Annotated in this window: 10 protein-coding genes; 6 read left to right on the top strand and 4 right to left on the bottom strand. The window is 73.5% G+C overall.

The annotated features are described in order from the left end of the window. The first annotated feature begins 23 nt into the window (after positions 1-23). Both ACLFMI_RS04440 and ACLFMI_RS04435 read left to right on the top strand, forming a co-directional pair. Positions 24-4529: a Pls/PosA family non-ribosomal peptide synthetase gene (locus tag ACLFMI_RS04440; RefSeq protein ID WP_410946434.1), complete on the top strand. Its 4506-nt coding sequence runs from the start codon at positions 24-26 to the stop codon at positions 4527-4529. Between the two features lie 188 nt (positions 4530-4717). Then, positions 4718-5110, top strand: a complete 393-nt coding sequence (locus ACLFMI_RS04435; RefSeq protein WP_410946433.1) for a group I truncated hemoglobin — start codon at positions 4718-4720, stop codon at positions 5108-5110. A gap of 4 nt (positions 5111-5114) precedes the next feature. Here ACLFMI_RS04435 and ACLFMI_RS04430 read toward each other — a convergent pair whose 3' ends face one another. Further along, a complete protein-coding gene (locus ACLFMI_RS04430; protein WP_410946432.1) occupies positions 5115-5918 on the bottom strand; it encodes a GntR family transcriptional regulator in 804 nt (267 codons plus the stop codon). A 67-nt stretch (positions 5919-5985) separates the two neighbouring features. Between ACLFMI_RS04430 and ACLFMI_RS04425 the strand changes: the two genes are divergently transcribed. The 3 genes from ACLFMI_RS04425 to ACLFMI_RS04415 are packed head-to-tail and all read left to right on the top strand — an operon-like array spanning position 5986 to position 9321. Next, positions 5986-6819, top strand: a complete 834-nt coding sequence (locus tag ACLFMI_RS04425) for an SDR family NAD(P)-dependent oxidoreductase (RefSeq protein WP_410946431.1) — start codon at positions 5986-5988, stop codon at positions 6817-6819. A gap of 55 nt (positions 6820-6874) precedes the next feature. Further along, complete coding sequence (locus ACLFMI_RS04420) at positions 6875-8533, top strand: flavin monoamine oxidase family protein (RefSeq protein ID WP_410946430.1); 1659 nt, start codon at positions 6875-6877, stop codon at positions 8531-8533. Beyond that, positions 8533-9321, top strand: coding sequence for a carbon-nitrogen hydrolase family protein (locus ACLFMI_RS04415; RefSeq protein WP_410946429.1), 789 nt, complete (start codon positions 8533-8535; stop codon positions 9319-9321). Before ACLFMI_RS04420 ends, ACLFMI_RS04415 begins: the two co-directional genes overlap by 1 nt. Positions 9322-9416: 95 nt before the next feature. Here the strand turns inward: ACLFMI_RS04415 and putP are convergent, their stop codons facing one another. Continuing rightward, a complete protein-coding gene (gene putP / locus ACLFMI_RS04410; RefSeq protein ID WP_410946428.1) occupies positions 9417-10928 on the bottom strand; it encodes a sodium/proline symporter PutP in 1512 nt (503 codons plus the stop codon). A gap of 31 nt (positions 10929-10959) precedes the next feature. Then, positions 10960-14448, bottom strand: coding sequence for a bifunctional proline dehydrogenase/L-glutamate gamma-semialdehyde dehydrogenase (locus ACLFMI_RS04405; RefSeq protein ID WP_410946427.1), 3489 nt, complete (start codon positions 14446-14448; stop codon positions 10960-10962). A gap of 135 nt (positions 14449-14583) precedes the next feature. Here ACLFMI_RS04405 and ACLFMI_RS04400 point away from each other — a divergent pair, with 135 nt between their 5' ends. After that, complete coding sequence (locus ACLFMI_RS04400) at positions 14584-15558, top strand: LysR family transcriptional regulator (protein WP_410946426.1); 975 nt, start codon at positions 14584-14586, stop codon at positions 15556-15558. On the opposite strand, the gene ACLFMI_RS04395 is transcribed toward ACLFMI_RS04400, so the two are convergent. After that, on the bottom strand, positions 15488-16972 hold the full coding sequence (locus tag ACLFMI_RS04395) for a SulP family inorganic anion transporter (protein ID WP_410946425.1): 1485 nt from the start codon (positions 16970-16972) through the stop codon (positions 15488-15490). The genes ACLFMI_RS04400 and ACLFMI_RS04395 overlap by 71 nt on opposite strands. Positions 16973-17025: the final 53 nt, after the last annotated feature.

The following is a 17025-nucleotide window of genomic DNA, read 5'->3' as shown; positions in this document are numbered from 1 at the left end:
GGTAATCACATGCCATGTCGGACGTGTCCAACCCGTCGACCCTGCCCGGCGGGCTCGGCGGCGATGACGGCCAGCCGGAGCCACCCACGCAGGTGATCCGCCGGGACCTCCCCTACCGGCCCTCGCCGGTGCCGCGGCCCAAGCCCTCGCCGGCCCCGCGCCGCCCGCTCGACGAGCGGGTGCTGGTGCCCGGCACGGAGATCGAGCGGCCGCGCACCCGGCCCGGCGAGCAGCTGGCGGAGGTCTTCGAGGAGGCCGTGGACCGGCACCCGGGCGCCGTCGCGGTGGACACCGGTGAAACGACGCTGACCTACCGTGAGCTGGACGGTCGCGCGGACCGGCTGGCCCGGCACCTGCTCGGCCGCGGGACCGGCCCCGGCGCCGTCGTCGGGCTGCTGCTGGACGACCCGGTCGAGGCCTACACCGCCATGCTCGGCGTGCTGAAGGCCGGCGCCACGTTCGTCCCGCTCGACGTCGCCTTCCCGGCCGACCGGATCGGCTACATCCTCGACGACTCCTCGGCCGCCCTGCTGCTGACCACCACGTCCGCACTGGAGCAGGTGGACGGCCTTGCGGAGCGGTGCGCCGAGCGCGGACCGGACGTGCTGCGCACGGCGGGCGCGGGGTCCGACGCCGAGCAGATCGCGAACCGGCCGGCCGCCCGGCTGGACACCGACGACCGCCGTGACGGCGGGCATCCGGCGTATCTGATCTACACCTCGGGCTCCACCGGCAGGCCCAAGGGCGTGGTGATCGGGCACCCGGCGATCTGCAACTTCGTCCGGGTCGCCGCCGAGGAGTACGGCGTCCGGCCCGACGACCGGATGTACCAGGGACTGACCCTGGCCTTCGACTTCTCGGTCGAGGAGATCTGGACGTCGTTCCTGGTCGGGGCCACGCTCGTGCCCAAGCCCGCCGGCGTCTCGCTGGTCGGTGACGACCTGCACGAGTTCCTGACCCGGCACCGGGTCACCGCGATGTGCTGCGTGCCGACCCTGCTCGCGACGCTCGACGACGACCTCGACGACCTGCGCTTCCTGCTGGTCTCCGGCGAGGCCTGCCCGCAGGACCTGGTCCGCCGCTGGTACCGGGACGACCGGCGGTTCCTCAACGTCTACGGCCCGACCGAGGCCACGGTCACCGCGACCTGGACCGCACTGCACCCGGACCGCGCGGTCACCATCGGCGAACCGCTGCCCACCTACGCGGTCGTCGTGCTGGACACCGACGACCCGCGCCGGGCGCTGCCGTTCGGCGAGACCGGGGAGATCGCGATCGCCGGGGTCGGCCTGGCCGAGGGGTACCTGAACCGGGACGAGAAGACCGCCGAGGCCTTCGTCGACGACGTCCTGGACCTGCCGGGCAACCCGCCGGGGCGGCTCTACCGCACCGGCGACCTGGGCCGGGTGAACGCCGACGGCGAGATCGAGTACCGGGGGCGGATCGACCTGCAGGTCAAGATCCGCGGGTACCGGATCGAGCTGAGCGAGATCGAGGCCGTGCTGCAGGGTCATCCGGCGGTCGCGATGGCGGTCGTCGACACCCACGAGGCGACGCCCGGCACCCCCGAACCGGTCGGCTACTACAGCGTCGCCAGGGGCGCGCAGGCACCGGACCAGGCTGATCTCCGCGCCCGGCTGCGGGACCGGTTGCCGTCCTACATGGTCCCCGCCTACCTCGAGCGGCTCGACCGCATCCCGATGACGACCAGCGACAAGGCGGACCGGAAGAGCCTGCCCGCCCCCAGCGGGAGCCGGATCACGACCGCGGGCCCGGTCGTCGCACCGGCGACCGACGTCGAACGCGGGCTGGCCGAGGAGCTCGCCGCCGCGCTCGGCGCGGACGTCGCGGAGATCTCGGTGACCGCGCACGTCTTCGACGACCTGGGCGCGACCTCGCTGCTGATGGCCGGGTTCGCCGCGGCCGTGCGACGCCGCGACGACCTGCCGCAGGTCTCGGCGAGCGAGGTGTACCGGCACCCGACCGTGCGCGACCTCGCCGCCGTGCTCGGCGACGCCGCCCCCGCCGCGACGGCCGAGGCCGAGCCGGTGCGCCCGCGCCCGGTGGCGCACGCGCTCACCGGCGCCGCGCACGTGCTGTTCCTGATCGGCGGCGGGTTCCTGGCCGCCGCCCTGCTGGTGCTCGGCTACCGGTCGATCTCGGCCGCGCCGGACACCGGCGCCCTGGTCGGGCGCTCGGCCGCCTGGTCGGCCGGGCTGCTGGCGGCCGTGGTGCTGGTCCCGGCCCTGGCCAAGTGGACGCTGATCGGGCGGTTCACCGAGCGCACGATCCCGCTGTGGGGGCTCGCCCACCTCCGGTTCTGGATCGTCGCCACGCTGATCCGGACGAGCCCGATGGTGCTGTTCGCCGGCACCCCGCCGTACGTGTGGTGGCTGCGCCTGCTCGGCGCCCGGATCGGCCGGGACACCGCCGTGTTCACCGGGTCGGTGCCGGTCGCCACCGACCTCGTCCGGATCGGGGCCCGCTCCCTGGTCCATCCGGAGGCCTCGGTGCAGGGCTACCGGGCGGTCCCGGGGGCGCTGGAGCTCGGCCCCGTCGAGATCGGCGACGACTGCGTGGTCGGCGAGGCGGGCGTGCTCGACATCGGCTCCGGGCTGGCGGACGGCGCCCAGCTCGGCCACGTCTCGGCCGTGCGGTCCGGGCGCACCGTCCCGGCCGGCGAGGTCTGGCACGGGTCGCCGGCCGGCCCGGCGGACTCCGACTTCCGCACCGTGGCCCCCGCGGGCACCGGCCGGGTCCGGCGACTGGTCTACAGCGGCGTCGTCGTCGGCGCGGGCTGGGTGCTCGGCACCGCGGTGCTGGCCCTGGCGACCTGGGCGTTCGCCCGGTTCGCGCCGCAGGTGGCGGGCTGGATCGGCCTGACCACCGCGCAGCTGGGCGCGCACTGGTGGTTCTTCGCGGTCGGCGTGGCCGCCGTGGTCGCGCTCTACCTGGTGGCCGTGCTGGTCGGGGTGCTCGCCGTGCTGCTGCTGCCCCGGCTGGCCGGGCTGCTGGTGCGGCCGGACGTGAGCTACCCGCTCTACGGCATCCGGCACGTCGCGCAGCAGATCGTGACCGGGGTGTCGAACGCCCGGATGCTGGTGCTGCTGCTCGGGGACAGCTCGTTCGTGACCGGCTACCTGCGGGCGCTGGGCTACGACCTGGGCGCACTGCGCCAGACCGGGTCGAACTTCGGCACCCAGCTGCGCCAGGAGTCGCCCCGCCAGTCCGCGGTCGGCGCCGGCACGATGGTGTCCGACGGGTTGCGGATGATGAACACCGACCTGTCGCACGACTCGTTCCGGGTCCGTCCGGTGGCCCTCGGCGAGCGGAACTTCGTCGGCAACGACGTGCACTTCCCGCCGGACGCGCGCACCGGGGACAACGTGCTGCTGGCGACCAAGGTGCTGGTCCCGACCGACGGCCCGGTGCGGGAGGACGTGGGCCTGCTCGGCTCGCCGCCGATGGAGATCCCGCGCACCGGCGCCGGGCCGCACCCGAACCACCCGCGGACCGGCGAGGAGCTGGCCCGCCGGCTGCGGGCGAAGAACCGCTACAACGCGGTGACGCTGGCGGTGGTCATGCTGCTGCAGGCGCTCGGCGCCGCGCTGGCGCTGGTCCCGGTCGGGTTCTCGGTCGCGCTGTGGCCCACCTGGGGCCTCTGGGCGCTCGGGCCCGCCCTGTTCCTCGGGCCGGTCCTGCTGATGGTCTGGTCGGCGCTGCTGGAGCGGGCCACCCTGGGGTTCCGGCCGCTGCGGCCGCGCACCGCGTCGATCTACGACCGCTACTTCTGGTTCCACGAGCGGCTGTGGAAGCTCTTCGTCCGTCCCGCGCTGGCCGGCAGCCCGCTGCTGGTCTGGCGGAACCGGCTGGCCGGGTTGGGGGTCGGGCGCCGGGTGTTCGACGACGGCGCGTCGCTGCCGGAGAAGAGCCTGGTCACGGTCGGCGACGACGCGGTGCTCAACGCCGGCTCGGTGATCCAGTGCCACTCGCTGGAGGACGGCCGCTTCGAGTCCGGCACGGCCGAGGTCGGGGCCGGCGCGGGCATCGGCGTCCGGGCGTTCGTGCACCACAGCACCGAGCTGGACGACGGTGCGACGCTCGCGGCCGACTCGTTCCTGATGAAGGGCGAGCAGGTCGGGCCGGGCGAGCGCTGGGGCGGCAACCCGGCCGAGCCGGAGGCGGCGGACGTGGCGGTCCCCGACCACCGTGCCGCTACCGGGCAATTCGGTCCGGCGGCCGAGCCGGTCGACGGGCCGGGTGCCGGGCTCGGGCCGGGCCGGATCGACCCCCGCCCCTTCACCGACGAGGTGTTCCTGGCCCGGGTCCAGCAGCAGCTGGAGGTGCACGACCTGGAACAGGCCGGTGCGGCCTCGGTCGCGGTGCTGGAGACCCTCGCAGCCGGCATGGAGCCGGGCGAGCGGGCGGAGTTCGCCGCGCGGGTGCCGGGCGGGCTGCGGGCCCGGGTGCCTGCGCTGGCCGGGACCGGGCAGGACCGATCCGGGCAACACGCGGTCGCCGACGGCTGATCCCCGCCCGGCCCGACCGGCGCCCACCCCTGTCCGGCCGGCACCCGCCCTGTCCGACCGGACGGGATTCCGCCGTATTCGGTTGTGCACTATTGACTGACACCCGGCCGCGGGCCACCGTGGCGGTGACCGCCATCACGCGATCACCTGTCCCGAACCGCAGGACCACAACGGAGTGGAGGCCGGAAATGGCCGAGCAGACCCTCTTCGAGCGCCTGGGCGGCGTCTACGGCATCGCCGGCGCGGTCGACGTCCTCGTCGACCGCCTGTTCGCGAACGCCTCGGTCAACGCCAACGAGGCGGTGCACGCCCACCACGGCGACCCGGCCAACGCGGCCGGCTACAAGTTCCTGGTCACGGCCTGGTCGATCCAGGCCGCCGGCGGCCCGCAGTGCTACCCCGGCCAGGACATGGTGCAGGCGCACGACACCCTGCACATCGACGACGCGCAGTTCGACGCCGTCGCCATGGAGATCGCCGCCACGCTGAACTTCCTGGGCGTGCCCGCCGCCGAGCACACCGAGTTCATGACGGTCATCGAGAGCTACCGGCCGCAGGTGGTCCAGGCGGCGGCCGCCTGAGGGGTCAGCGCCGGGGGTCCCGGCCGTCCGGCGCGGCGAGCAGCTCGAGCTGGTAGCCGTCCTTGCGGTCGAAGTCGGCGCGCAGCACGAAGCGGTCGCCGCGGACCAGCGTGTGCCGCCACTCGACGGCCCGGCCCTTGCCCGTGCCGAGCCGGCGGACCGAGAACGCCGCGGTGGACGGGCTGCCGCCGAGCAGCCGGTGCTCGGCCCGGGTCGGCAGGACCGGCTGGACGGTCTCCCCGCCCCCGGTCAGCACGACGCCGCACAGCTCGGCGTAGCGCTCGTAGAGGGCACCGGTCCGGAAGTCGGCGTCGAGCAGCGGCGCGGCCAGGTCGTACGGCAGCCACACCCGGTCCAGCGCCAGCGGGGCACCGCCGGCGAACCGGAGCCGTTCCAGGTGCACCAGCGGGGTGGACTCCTCCAGCCCGAGCCGGGCCGCGACGACGCCGTCGGCCCGGACCCCGAGCGCCCGCACCACGCTGCGCTGCTCCAGCCCCATCGCCCGCACCGACTCGTTGAGGCTGTAGAGCGCGCCGAGCCGCTGCACCGTCTCCTCCGGCTCGGCCTGGCGGGACGGCCGTCCACGGGTCCCGACGACGCGGCCCTCGTCGCGCAGCACCTTCACCGCCTGGCGGACGGTGTGCCGGCTGACCCGGTACTCCTCGGTCAGCGCGACCTCGCCGGGGAAGCCTGCGGTGAACTCGTCGGCGTCGAGCCGGCGGCGGAGGTCGCCGAGCAGCTGCTCCCAGAGCAGCCGGCCGGGTCGGCGGCGCAGCGCCGCGGGCCCCGGCGGTCCGGTCCCGTCCACGGTCCCGAATGTAGGCGACGGCGTCGGTGTCGTATCGGTTACCCGGGAGTAGGTAGTGTGCCGCCGCATGGAGACCCTGACCGACCGCACCGCTGCCGTCACCGGGGCCGGGTCCGGCATCGGGAGGGCCCTCGCCCTCCGGCTCGCCGCCGACGGCTGCCACCTCGCGCTCGCCGACCGGGACGCGGTGGGCCTCGCCGAGACCGCCGCGCTGGCCGGCTCCCGGGTCCGGGTGACCACCACCGAGCTGGACGTCGCCGACGAGAAGGCGGTGTACGGCTGGGCCGACGCGACGGTCGCCGAGCACGGCGGGGTGCACCTGGTCGTCAACAACGCCGGCGTCGCGCTGTCCGGGACGGTCGAGGCGCTCTCGCTCGACGACTACCGCTGGATCATGGACATCAACTTCTGGGGCGTGGTGCACGGGACCAAGGCGTTCCTGCCGCACCTGACCGCGGCCGGCGAAGGGCACGTGGTCAACCTGTCCAGCATCTTCGGCATCGCCGCCCAGCCGCTGATGAGCGGTTACAACGCCAGCAAGTACGCGGTGCGCGGGTTCACCGAGTCGCTGCGCCAGGACCTGGAGCTGACCGGGTCACCGGTGTCGGCGACCTGCGTGCACCCGGGCGGGATCAAGACCAACATCGCGAAGGCGGCCCGGGTGCACGCGAGCGTGACCGAGGCGACCGGGCAGGACGCCGCGGCCGCCACCGCCGAGTTCGAGAAGCTGTTCATGACGACCCCGGACCGGGCCGCCCGGACCATCCTGGACGGGGTGCGGCGCGACCGGCGGCGGGTCCTGATCGGCCCGGACGCCTGGGCGATCGACGGGATGGCCCGGGTGCTGCCGACCGCCTACCAGCGGATCGTGACCGGGCTGGTGCGCTCGCGCCGGGGCTGATCCGGACACCGCCGGATCGGTACGGTTCCCGGCCCGACCCCCGAGGAGCCACGCCATGAGTCCCGACCGCCCGGTGACCGCCTTCGGCCCGGACTTCCCGTTCCCGTTCGACGACTGGATCTCGCACCCGGCCGGGCTCGGCCGGGTGCCACCGGACCGGCTCGGGACCGAGGTCGCGATCGTGGGCGCCGGGATCGCCGGGCTCGTCGCGGCCTACGAGCTGATGCGGCTGGGCCTGCGACCGGTGGTGTACGAGCCGTCGCACCTGGGCGGGCGGCTGCGGTCGCAGCCGTTCGAGGGGACCGACGGCGTCGTGGCCGAGCTCGGCGGGATGCGGTTCCCGCGCTCGTCCACCGCGTTCCACCACTACGTGGACCTGCTCGGGCTGCGCACCGAGCCGTTCCCGAACCCGCTCACGCCGGCCTCCGGCAGCACGGTGATCGACCTGCACGGCGAGACGTACTACGGCCGCACCCTGGCGGACCTGCCGCCGTTCTTCACCGAGGTCGCCGACGCGTGGGCGTCGGCACTGGAGGAGGGCGCCGGGTTCGAGGGGCTGCAGCAGGCGATCCGGAACCGGGACACGGCCGCGCTCAAGCGGCGGTGGAACGAGCTGGTCCCGCAGTGGGACGACCGGACCTTCTACGACTTCGTGTCCACCTCGAAGGCGTTCTCCGAGCTGAGCTTCCGGCACCGGGAGGCGTTCGGGCAGGTCGGCTTCGGCACCGGCGGGTGGGACTCCGACTTCCCGAACTCGATGCTGGAGATCCTGCGCGTGGTGACGACGGCGTGCGACGAGGACCAGCTGCTCGTCGCCGGCGGGGTGGAGCAGGTCCCGCAGGGACTGTGGCGGCGGGCCCCGGACGACTCCGCGCACTGGCCTGCGGGAACCAGCCTGTCGTCGTTGCACGGGGGTGGGACCCGCCCCGGTGTCGCACGGATCCACCGGGTGGACGCCGACACGATCCGGGTCACCGATGTCTACGGCGGCACCCGGGACTTCCCGGCCGTGCTCACCACCTGCCAGAGCTGGCTGCTGTCCACCCAGATCGAGACCGACGAGTCGCTGTTCAGCCAGGAACTCTGGATGGCGCTCGACCGGACCCGCTACATGCAGTCGACGAAGACGTTCGTGATGGTCGACCGGCCCTTCTGGCGCGACGCCGACCCGGTCACCGGGCGCGACGTCATGAGCATGACCCTCACCGACCGGCTCACCCGCAGCACCTACCTGTTCGACAACGGGGACGACCGGCCCGGCGTCATCTGCCTGTCGTACTCGTGGATGAGTGACTCGCTGAAGATGCTGCCCTACCCGGTCGATAAGCGGGTCGACCTCGCGCTGGGGGCCCTGCGGAAGATCTACCCGGACGTCGACGTCGCCGCGCACGTCATCGGCGACCCGATCACCGTGACCTGGGAGTCGGACCCGCACAGCCTCGGCGCGTTCAAGGGTGCGCTGCCCGGCCACTACCGCTACAACCGGCGGATGTACTGCCACTTCGTGCAGGACGGCCTGCCGCCCGCCGAACGCGGGATCTTCATGGCGGGCGACGACGTGTCCTGGACGCCGGCGTGGGCGGAGGGCGCCGTGCAGACCGCGCTGAACGCGGTCTGGGGGATCCTGCACCACCTCGGCGGGGCCGCCGCCCCGCGGAACCCGGGCCCCGGTGACCGGTTCGCCGAGCTGGCACCGCTGGAGCTGCCGGACTGATGCGGATCGCGCTGCTGCAGGCGGAGTCGCACCCCGGCGACGTCGCCGGGAACCTGCGCAGGCTGGAGCCGGCGTGCGGGTCCGGCGCCGACCTGGTCGTCACGCCGGAGATGTTCCTGACCGGCTACGACGTCGGCGCGGGCGCCGTCCGCGCGCTCGCCGAGCCGGCCGGCGGGCCGTCCTTCGACCAGGTCTCCGCGCTCGCCAGCGCGCACCGCGTCGCGGTGGTCTACGGCTACCCCGAGCGCGCCGGGGACACGGTGTACAACGCGGTGCAGCTGGTCGGGCCGGACGGGGCGCGCCTCGCCGCGTACCGCAAGACCCACCTGTTCGGCGACCTGGATCGGACCTCGTTCAGCGCGTCACCGGTCCCACCGGACGTGGTGGAGCTCCACGGCTGGAACCTGGGCCTGCTGATCTGCTACGACGCCGAGTTCCCGGAGATCGTGCGCGGGCTGGCGCTGCGGGGAGCGGACGTCGTGCTCGTCCCGACAGCGAACATGCTCGACTACGACGTGGTGCCGGACGTGCTGGTGCCGGCCAGGGCGTACGAGAACCAGGTGTACGTGGCCTACGCCAACTACGTCGGCCGCGAGGGCGCGCTGACCTACGGTGGCCTGTCCTGTGTGGCCGGACCGTCCGGGGTGCCGGTGGCCCGGGCGGGGCGGGACGAGGAGCTGCTCGTCGCCGACCTCGACCGGGCAGCGCTGGACGCGTCCCGGCGGGACACGCCGTACCTGGCCGACCGGCGGCCGGAGCTGTATCGGGGGCTCGGCGAGGGTCCGTGACACCGCGCAGTGACACCGCGCAGTGACACCCGCAGCAACACCCCGCAGCGACACCCCTCGGCGAGGCCCGCCCGAGCCCCGGTCCGGGCGTCCCGCTACGAGGCCGTGACCTTCGGGGGCCCCGCGCCGGCGACCGCCGCGTCGAACTCGCGCTCGATCGCCGGGTCGGCGGTCCAGGTGAACCGGCTCACGACGACGGCGACCAGCACGTTCACCCCGAAGCCGGGCACGATCTCGTACAGCTCGGCCCCGGCGACCAGCGGGCCGTAGGCGTCCCACACGAAGACGGTGACCGCACCGGTGATCATGCCGGCCAGCGCGCCCCGGTTGGTGAGCCGGCGCCAGAACAGGCACAGCAGGATCGCCGGGCCGAACGAGGCCCCGAAGCCGGCCCAGGCGAACCCGACCAGGTCGAGGATGGTGTCGCTCGGGTCGATCGCGAGCACGCCCGCGACCACGGCGACGGCCAGCACGCACACCCGGCCGAGCGTCATCAGGGTGCGCGGCGAGGCGTCCCGGCGAACGATCTTGTAGAGGTCCTCGACGAACGCCGACGAGCTGACGAGCAGCTGGCTGGACACGGTACTCATGATCGCCGCCAGAACCGCGGCGAACACGAGGCCGACGACGAGGGGATGCAGCAGGGTCTGCGACATCGCGAGCACCACCAGCTCCGGGTTGTCCAGCGTGTTGCCGGTCCGGTGGAAGAACGCGATGCCGATCACCCCGCAGGCGACCGCACCGAGCAGCGAGACGATCATCCAGGTCATCCCGATCCGGCGTGCCGGGCCGGCCGACGCGGCGTCCCGCATGGCCATGAACCGCACGATGACGTGCGGCTGGCCGAAGTAGCCCAGACCCCAGGCCAGGGCCGAGACGACGCCGAGCAGGCTCATCGGGGAGAGCGCCTCCCCGCCCAGCAGCGACAGCCGCGACGGGTCGACCTCGCGGACCCCCGCGGCCACCTCGCCCGGGCCGCCGACCGCGCCGATCGCGAGGACCGGCACGACCAGCAGCGCGACCATCATCATCACACCCTGGACGACGTCGGTCAGCGACGCCGCGAGGAACCCGCCGATCACCGTGTAGACCAGGGTCACGGCGGCGACGACGACCATGCCGGTCAGGTAGGAGCCGCCGAAGGCGAGCCGGAAGAACTCGCCACCCGCCACCATCATCGACGACACGTAGAACGTGAAGAACACCAGGACGATGACGCCCGAGGTGACCCGCAGCGCCCGTGAGGTGTCGTGCAGCCGGTTCTCGAGGAAGCTCGGGATGGTGATCGAGTTCTGCGCGACCTCGGTGTAGGACCGCAGCCGCGGGGCGACGAAGCGCCAGTTCAGGTACGCCCCGCAGGTGAGGCCGATCGCGATCCACGCCTCGATCAGGCCGGACGCGTAGATCGCGCCGGGCAGGCCCATCATCAGCCAGCCCGACATGTCCGAGGCACCGGCGCTCAGCGCAGCCGTTCCCGGCCCGAGCTGGCGCCCGGCCAGCATGTAGCCCTCGTGGTCGACGGTCCGGCGGTAGGCGTAGAAGCCGATACCGAGCAGCACCGCGAAGTAGACGACGAGGGCGGTGATCTGGAAGGTCTGGTCCGGCATCGGTGAGCTCCTTCGCTCGTCCGGGCAGGTGTTACCGGGCGACCGGGACGGCGGCCGGGACGTCGTAGGGGTGGGGCGTCCCGAACCGGTGTGCGGTCACCGAGACGGCCTGCTCGCGCAGGAAGGTCAGTGACTCGACCCGGCCGGCGGTGACGACCGGCCCGTCGTACACGGCCAGCGCGGGCGAGCCGCCGGTGGCCGCGACGACCTCGTCCGCCGGGGCGCCGACGAGGCGGAGCCTGCCGCCCGCGACGCCCAGCTCGCGGGCCCGGGTGCGCCAGGCACCGGTGTCGTCGTGCCGCACCGACGCGCCGAGCCCGACGAGCGCCTCGTGCAGCACCGCGGGCAGCGGCTCGGCCGTGCTCACCGTGACGGGGGCGGTGGCCCGGACGCCGGCCGCGACGATCCGCAGCAGCTCGGCGGGGCGAGCGCCGCCGTAGCGGACGGTGACCGGGATCGGGTGGTAGCGGAGCACGTTGTGCTCGCAGGTCAGGCCGGTGGCGTCCCGGACGACGCCGAACTCGTCCCGCCAGGCCGTGACGTCGGTGCGCAGCGCACCGGCCAGCCACGCCAGGTCGTCGTCGCCGATCCCGGCCGCGCGGGCGGCGCCGAGCACCCGGCCGGCGAGCGCGTCGTCGCCGCGGTCGGCGGCGCCGGCGGGGACCGGGTCGTCGGTCCAGGCGCCGAGGCCGATCAGGTAGTTCGGGCCGCCCGCCTTGGTGCCGGTGCCGACGGAGGCCTTCTTCCACCCGCCGAACGGCTGGCGCTCGACGATCGCACCGGTGATGCCCCGGTTGACGTAGAGGTTGCCCGCCTCGACGGCGCGCAGCCAGCTGCCGATCTCGTCGGAGTCCAACGCGTGCAGCCCGGAGGTCAGCCCGTAGTCGATCCGGTTGACCAGGGCGACCGCCTCGTCCAGGGTCTCCGCGGTCATGATCCCGAGGACCGGTCCGAAGTACTCGGTGAGGTGGTACTCCGAGCCGGGGCGCACGCCCTCGCGGATCCCGGGTCGCCACAGCGTGCCGTCGTCGTCGAGGCGCTCCGGGGCGAGCACCCAGCGCTCCCCCGGCCCGGGCGTGGTCAGCGCGGAGAGCAGCTTGCCTCCCGCCGGGCCGATCAGCGGGCCGACCTGGGTGCTCTCGTCCCACGGCGGGCCGACCCGCATCGAGGCCACCGCGTCGACGAGCTGGCGGCGGAACCGCTTCGACGTCGCGACCGAACCGACCAGCACGACGAGGGAGGCGGCCGAGCACTTCTGCCCGGCGTGCCCGAAGGCCGAGCGGGCCACGTCGCGCGCGGCGAGGTCCAGATCCGCGCTGGGCGTCACGATGATCGCGTTCTTGCCGCTGGTCTCGGCCAGCAGCGGCAGGTCGGGACGCAGCGAGCGGAACATCTCGGCGGTCTCGTAGGCGCCGGTGAGGATCACCTGCTCGACGCAGCGGTGCGCGATCAGCTCGGGGCCGAGGTCGTTCTCGTCGAGCTGGACGTACCGCAGCACGTCCCGCGGGACACCGGCCTCCCAGAGCGCCTCGGCGATCACGGCCCCGCAGCGCCGCGCGGGATCGGCCGGCTTGATCACCACCGGGGAGCCCGCCGCGAGCGCGGCCAGCGTCGACCCGGCGGGGATGGCCACCGGGAAGTTCCACGGCGGCGTCACGACGGTCAGCTTCGGCGGCGTGAACCGGGCGCCCTCGACGGCCTCCAGCCCGCGCCCGGCCTCGGCGTAGTAGTGCGCGAAGTCGATCGCCTCGCTGACCTCCGGGTCACTCTGCTCGAGCACCTTTCCGCACTCCGAGCCCATGACCTCCAACAGGTCCGCGCGCCGCGCCTGCAGGACGTCGCCCGCCCGGTGCAGGATCTCGGCGCGCTTGTCGGCACCGAGCGCCCGCCACTCCTCGCCGGCGGCGCGGGCACCGGTCACGATCCCGTCCAGCTCGGCGCCGGTTCTGACGACGCCCTGCGCCGCGGTCCGCTCGCCGAGCACGGAGTCCCGCATCCGGGATCGGATCTCCGCGCCCCATCCCCGGTTCGCCGCGACCGCGGTGTCGGTGTCGGGAGTGTTGGTGAACCCGTGCACCGGCGCGGGCGGCTCGGGGCGGGTGCGGTCCTGGTTCCGGTTCGGGACCGGCGGCGTGGCCGGCATCGCGGCGACCGAGGCCAGGAACCGCTGCTTCTCCCGCTCGAACAGGCCGGCGTCGTCGCCGATGTCGAAGGCCGCCGACATGAAGTTCTCGTGCGACGCGCCCTCTTCCAGCCGACGGATCAGGTAGGCGATCGCGACGTCGAACTCCGCGGGGTGCACCACGGGCGTGTAGAGCAGCAACGATCCGACGTCGGCGTGCACGGCGGCGGCCTGTGCGGTGGCCATGCCCAGCAGCATCTCGATCTCGATGCCGTCCGCGCAGCCCCGGCGCCGGGCGAGCAGCCAGGCCAGCGCGATGTCGAACAGGTTGTGGCCGGCGACGCCGACCCGCACCGCCGCGGTGTGCTCGGGCCGCAACGCGTAGTCGAGGACCGCCTTGTAGGAGGCGTCGGACTCCTGCTTGCTGCCCCACGTCGCCTGCGGCCAGCCGTGGATCTCGGCATCGACCTGCTCCATCGGCAGGTTCGCGCCCTTCACCACCCGGACCTTGATCGGGGCGCCGCCGCGGGCGACCCGGGAGGCCGCCCACTCCTGCAGTCGCATCATCACCGACAGCGCGTCGGGCAGGTAGGCCTGCAGGACGATCCCGGCCTCCAGGCCGGCGAACTCGGGCCGGTCCAGCAGGGTCGTGAAGACCGCGAGGGTGAGGTCGAGGTCCTTGTACTCCTCCATGTCGAGGTTGAGGAACTTCGGACCGCCGGGCGCCGTGCGCGCCTGCCGGTACAGCGGGACGAGTGCCTCGACCGCGTCGGTGACCGCCCGGTCGAACGACCACGGGTCGTGCGGCGCCACCGTCGACGACACCTTGACCGACACGTAGTCGACGTCGTCGCGGTCGAGCAGCCGCCGCGTGCCCTCCACCCGGCGGGTGGCCTCGCCCTCGCCGAGGATCGCCTCACCGAGCAGGTTGATGTTGAGCCGGGCACCGCCCCGGTCGCGGCGGATCCGGGTGATCGCCGGGCCGAGCTTGCGGTCGGAGGCGTCGACGACCAGATGGCGCACCATCCGCCGCAGCGACGCCTGCGCGATCGGGACCACGACGCCGGGCAGCACGCGACCGACGACGGCCCCGGCCCGGATCGCGGCCCGCAGCGGCCACGGCAGGAAGCGCGGCGTGATCGGCACCAGCGAGGCCAGGTGCCGGGCGGCCGCACGCGGGTCCTCGGGCCGGATCACCCCGTCGACGAACCCGACCGTGAACGCGAGCCCGTTCGGGTCGCGCAGCACACCGGCGAGCCGGCGGGCCGAGGCGTCCACCGGCTCGTCGCGGCTCGCCTCCAGCCAGCGGCGGACCAGGGTGACGGCGTCGTCGACCAGCGCCTCGTCGATGACCACAGCATCTGCTGTCTCTGATCCGGACATCTGATTCGTGCTCATGACCTCGGCTCCCTCCGCCGCCGCGTGCCGCCACCGCGGTCGGCACTGTTCGCCGAGGAGAGTTCCAGGCCCCATACTTCGAATGAAGCGACGACAACCGAACCTTACTGTTCGGATTCTCCGAAGGGTCACGTCATGTGGGATCTCCACCGGCTCCGTCTCCTGCACGAGCTGCGGCTCCGCGAGACGGTCACCGCGGTGGCGCGCACGCTGGACTACAGCCCGTCGAGCGTGTCCGCGCAGCTGGCCAAGCTCGAGGACGAGGTCGGTGTCCGCCTCTTCGAACCCGACGGCCGCCGCATCCGCCTGACCGCGCACGGGCAGCGCATCGCCCGGCACGCGGCGCAGGTCCTCGACCTGGAGGAGGGCGTGCGGAGCGAGCTGGAGTCGTCGCACCCGATCGAGGAACCGGTGCGCGTCGCGACCCTGGAGACCGCCGGGCGCGCCCTGCTCCCCCGGGCGCTGAGCCGGCTGCGCACGTCCGCGCCGCACCTGCGTGTCGAGGCCTCGGTCGTCCCGCCGGAGACCGGGCTGACCGAGCTCGAGGCCCGCGGGTTCGACCTGGCGATCGCCGAGCAGTACCCCGGTCACACCCGGGCGTACCGCGACCGGCTCGACCGCGAGGTCCTCGGCACCGACCCGGTACGGCTGGCCGTCCCGGACGGCTCGGGCATCGACGGGATCGCCGACACGCGGAGCGTCCCGTGGGTCATGGAGCCCGAGGAGACCGCCGCGCGCCACTGGGCCGTGCAGCAGTGCCGGGCCGCGGGGTTCGAGCCGGACATCCGGTTCGACTCGGCCGACCTGGAGATCCACGTGCACCTCGTACGTGCCGGGCACGCGGTGAGCCTGCTCCCGGACCTGGTGTGGACCGCCAACACCGACGGGATCCGCCTGATCGAGCTGCCCGGGCCGGCACACCGTGAGCTGTTCACCTCGGCGCGCCGGGCGGCCGCGTCCCGCCCGGCGATCAGGGAGGTCCGGGAAGCGTTGCGGGAGGCGTTCGACGAGGTCGGGACGGCCCGGCCCGCCGGTGGGGTCAGTGGCCGCCGCTCAGGTAGCCGGCGAGACGCTCGTGCCGGGACCGGCTGTCCGGATTCATCCCGGTGACGGTCGCCTCGATGCCGCGCGCGGCGTACTTGGTCGTGATCGCGTCGAGGGCGGCCACCGTCGAGGCGTCCCAGATATGGGCGTCCGACAGATCGATCACCACATGCTCCGGGTCGTTCGCGTAGTCGAACGAGAACACCAGGTCGTTGCTGCTCGCGAAGAAGAGCTGGCCGCTCGCCCGGTAGACCTTCGTCCCGTCGGGGTCGAGCGTCGAGGTGACCTCGACCAGGTGCGCGACCCGGCGGGCGAAGAGCACCATCGCGACCAGCACGCCCACCCCGACGCCGTAGGCGAGGTTGTCGGTGACGACGGTGACCACGACCGTCGACAGCATCACCGTCGTCTCGCTGCGCGGCATCCGGCGCAGTACCGCCGGGCGGATGCTGTGCCAGTCGAAGGTCGACACCGACACCATGACCATGACCGCGACCAGGGCCGCCATCGGGATCAGGCCGACCAGCTCGCCCAGCGCCACGACCAGGACCAGCAGGAACGACCCGGCCAGGAAGGTCGAGAGCCGGGTGCGCGCACCGGACTTCACGTTGATCATCGTCTGGCCGATCATCGCGCAGCCACCCATGCCGCCGAAGAAGCCGGTGACCACGTTGGCGATGCCCTGGCCCCAGGCCTCGCGGGTCTTGTCCGAATGGGTGTCGGTGAGGTCGTCGACGAGCTTGGCGGTCATCATCGACTCGAGCAGCCCGACCAGGGCGATCCCGAGCGCGTACGGGGCGATGATCCTCAGTGTCTCGACCGTGAACGGCACCGCGGGCAGCCCGAGCACCGGCAGCGCGTCGGGCAACTCCCCCTGGTCTCCCACGGTCGGCACGGTCACGCCCGCGATCAGGGTGAAGGCGGTCAGCAGCACGATGGCCACGAGCGGGGCGGGAACCACCGTGGTCAACCGGGGCAACGCCACGAGGATCGCCAGCCCGGCGGCCGCCAGCGGGTAGACCGCCCACGGCACCCCGGCCAGATGCGGCAGCTGCGCAATGAAGATCAGGATCGCCAGCGCGTTGACGAAACCGACCATCACGCTGCGCGGCAGGAACCGCATCAGCCGGGCGACCCCCGCGGTGGCCAGCGCCACCTGGATCACCCCGCCCAGCACGACGGCTGCGACCAGGTACTCGACGCCGTACTCGCGCGCCAGCGGGGCCACGACGAGGGCGACGGCCCCGGTCGCGGCGGAGATCATGGCCGGCCGGCCACCGCAGAAGGCGATCACCACGGCCATCGTGAACGAGGCGTAGAGACCGATCTTCGGATCCACCCCGGCGATGATCGAGAAGGCGATCGCCTCCGGGATCAGCGCCAGCGCGACGACCAGGCCGGCGAGCACCTCCGTGCGCAGCACGCCCGGGGACGGGATCCGGTAGCCGGACAGGGACGGGAGCAGAGCAGGACGGGACATCGCCACTTTCCGTGGGCCAGGCGTGCGGAGGGCGGCCACCCGGTCGCGGCCGC

The organism is Pseudonocardia nantongensis (assembly GCF_046546495.1).
GTDB classification, from domain to species: domain Bacteria; phylum Actinomycetota; class Actinomycetes; order Mycobacteriales; family Pseudonocardiaceae; genus Pseudonocardia; species Pseudonocardia nantongensis.
Note: the sequence above shows the minus strand (reverse complement) of the source record. Positions and strands in the feature narration are given on the sequence as shown.

Bases quoted from the DNA above. Each gene is read 5' to 3' on its own strand.
- ACLFMI_RS04420 (WP_410946430.1), top strand. From the start codon at position 6,875: ATGAGTCCCGACCGCCCGGTGACCGCCTTCGGCCCGGACTTCCCGTTC.
- ACLFMI_RS04405 (WP_410946427.1), bottom strand. From the start codon at position 14,448: ATGAGCACGAATCAGATGTCCGGATCAGAGACAGCAGATGCTGTGGTC.
- ACLFMI_RS04435 (WP_410946433.1), top strand. From the start codon at position 4,718: ATGGCCGAGCAGACCCTCTTCGAGCGCCTGGGCGGCGTCTACGGCATC.
- ACLFMI_RS04395 (WP_410946425.1), bottom strand. From the start codon at position 16,972: ATGTCCCGTCCTGCTCTGCTCCCGTCCCTGTCCGGCTACCGGATCCCG.
- ACLFMI_RS04425 (WP_410946431.1), top strand. From the start codon at position 5,986: ATGGAGACCCTGACCGACCGCACCGCTGCCGTCACCGGGGCCGGGTCC.
- ACLFMI_RS04400 (WP_410946426.1), top strand. From the start codon at position 14,584: ATGTGGGATCTCCACCGGCTCCGTCTCCTGCACGAGCTGCGGCTCCGC.
- putP (WP_410946428.1), bottom strand. From the start codon at position 10,928: ATGCCGGACCAGACCTTCCAGATCACCGCCCTCGTCGTCTACTTCGCG.
- ACLFMI_RS04415 (WP_410946429.1), top strand. From the start codon at position 8,533: ATGCGGATCGCGCTGCTGCAGGCGGAGTCGCACCCCGGCGACGTCGCC.